Origin of the sequence: Azohydromonas aeria (genome assembly GCF_009760915.1) — a bacterium.
GTDB lineage: Bacteria > Pseudomonadota > Gammaproteobacteria > Burkholderiales > Burkholderiaceae_C > Azohydromonas > Azohydromonas aeria.
Map to the genome: position 1 here is coordinate 1 of NZ_VIDQ01000181.1, position 1,955 is coordinate 1,955.

The window sequence follows — 1,955 nt, forward strand, 5'->3', positions numbered from 1 at the left end:
CCATCAGGCGCACGCTGCCGTTGATGGAGGTGACCACGCCCAGCGGCAGGTTCAGCGCGTCGAGCACCGGGCCCTGCTCGATGTGGACCTCGACGAAGCCGAGATACCGCGCGGGATCGCGCTTCAGGCCGGGGATGTCCTCGATGCGCAGCCCCGCGTCCTGCATGGCCTGGCGCAGCGAGACGCCCTGTGCATCGACCTGGTCGAGCCACGCCATGTCGAACTGCCCGATGAGCGCCCCGGAGCCCAGGAAGGTGGCCTTGTAGCGCTGGCCTTCCTCCTCGGAGAAGCCCACGACCTCGATGCCGAAGGGCAGCCGCCTTCCACTGCGATGCAGCTGCCGCACCACCGCCATGGGCACGAGGATGCCCAGGCGCCCGTCGTACTTGCCGCCGTTGCGCACGGTGTCGTAGTGGCTGCCGGTCAGCAGCCGCTTCGAGCCCGGGTCGCTGCCATGGTAGACGCCCACCACGTTGCCCACGGCGTCGATGCTCACCTCGTCGAAGCCGCAGCCCTCACGCATCCATTCGGCCAGGCGCTGCGCGCAGGCGCGGTGCGGCCTGGTCAGGTACGTCACGGTGAGCGCGTCGGGCTGCTCGCTGAACTCGGCCAGCGCCTCGGCCCAGTCCCACACCAGGTTGCCCAGCTTGGGCGTGTGGCCGAACTTGTCGTTGAGCCGGATCTCGGCGATGCGGTGGATGTTGCGCACGCACTCGGCCAGCTCGAAGTCCGGGTGGTTCGCCAGCCGCCGCTCGAAGGCCTCGATGATCTGGCGCCGGTCCAGCCCCGCGCCGCGCGGCCCGCGCACGGCCAGGATGAAGGGCCAGCCGAACTTCGCGTTGTAGTCGGCATTCAGGCGCTGCAGCTTCTCAAACTCTTCCGGCGAGCAATCGGTCAGGCCGGCCTTGCCCTGCTCGTTGGTGGACTCGGCCGTGAGCGATTTGGCGACCATGGCCTTGCCGGCGAGCTCGGGGTGGGCGCGGATGAGCGCCAGCTGCGCCTCGCGCCCGGCCTGCTCCAGCACTTCCACCAGCGCGCGCTTCAAATGCGCGAGGCTCCTGAACGGGCGCTGCGCCCAGGCGGCCTCGGCGATCCAGGGCGAGTGCTCGTAGGTGCCGTCGAGCATATCCACGAAGCGGGTCTGCGAAGCGGCGTTGAGGTCGGAAAGGGTGAACGGTTCAAACGACATGCGAGGCTCCTGAATCCTTCGCCCAGGGCAGGGCGCGAGGCGCAATGCGCGGCGGCCAAGGGCCGGTTCCGCAGTTTGTGCACGAAAGTGTATACACAAAAGCGCACACAGCGCATGGCAATTCCACGTCAGCGTGTATGCACCAATTGCTGCAGCCAGTGCTCCAGGGCGGTGCATTCCGCACCGGGTTGGCGTCAGGTCGTGCCTGGTGACCTGTGCCGGGGCGTGACGTCGCCGTGACGGATTTCACGCGCCGCACGTGCATTTCCCGCGCGGGCCGTGACTGGCCCGGCTCTTGCGACAGTTGGGCCTTGCCGCTGCGCCGTCCGGGAAAACACTCTCGGAAGCGCACGCAAATCTGTATACAGTTTGTTCACGTCGCCGCGGAGCCCGGGCGCGCGTTCTCCCAGCGGAGGGCGCCGCTTCAGGTTGCGACGTTCGCTCCTCACAGAGCCCGCTGTGGTGAGGGGAAAAGGCCGGTGGCCCAAGCCGGCCTTTTCTCACCTGCTGCTCGAAGATGGACGTCTCGTACCTCATCGACTGGGCCAACCTGCTGCTGCGCTGGGCCCACGTCATCACCGCCGTCGCCTGGATCGGCGCCTCGTTCTACTTCGTCATGCTCGACAACAGCCTCAGTGTGCCCACGCACGAGGACCTGAAGAAGAAGGGCGTGGACGGCGAGATGTGGGCCGTGCACGGCGGCGGCTTCTACCACTCCAACAAGTACATGGTGGCGCCGAAGTGGCTGCCGCTGCCCCAGAACCTG

The 1,955-nt window shown here is 67.6% G+C and carries 2 protein-coding genes; one reads left to right on the plus strand and one right to left on the minus strand.

Annotated elements, in window-relative coordinates:
* On the minus strand, window positions 1-1,189 hold a 1,189-nt coding region (gene uraD / locus FJ694_RS36320), incomplete at its 3' end, for a 2-oxo-4-hydroxy-4-carboxy-5-ureidoimidazoline decarboxylase (protein ID WP_157272374.1).
* A 517-nt stretch (window positions 1,190-1,706) separates the two neighbouring features.
* On the opposite strand from uraD, the gene FJ694_RS36325 reads away from it, so the two are divergent.
* Window positions 1,707-1,955, plus strand: a 249-nt coding sequence (locus tag FJ694_RS36325; protein ID WP_198321194.1) for a urate hydroxylase PuuD, incomplete at its 3' end; no start/stop codon positions are given.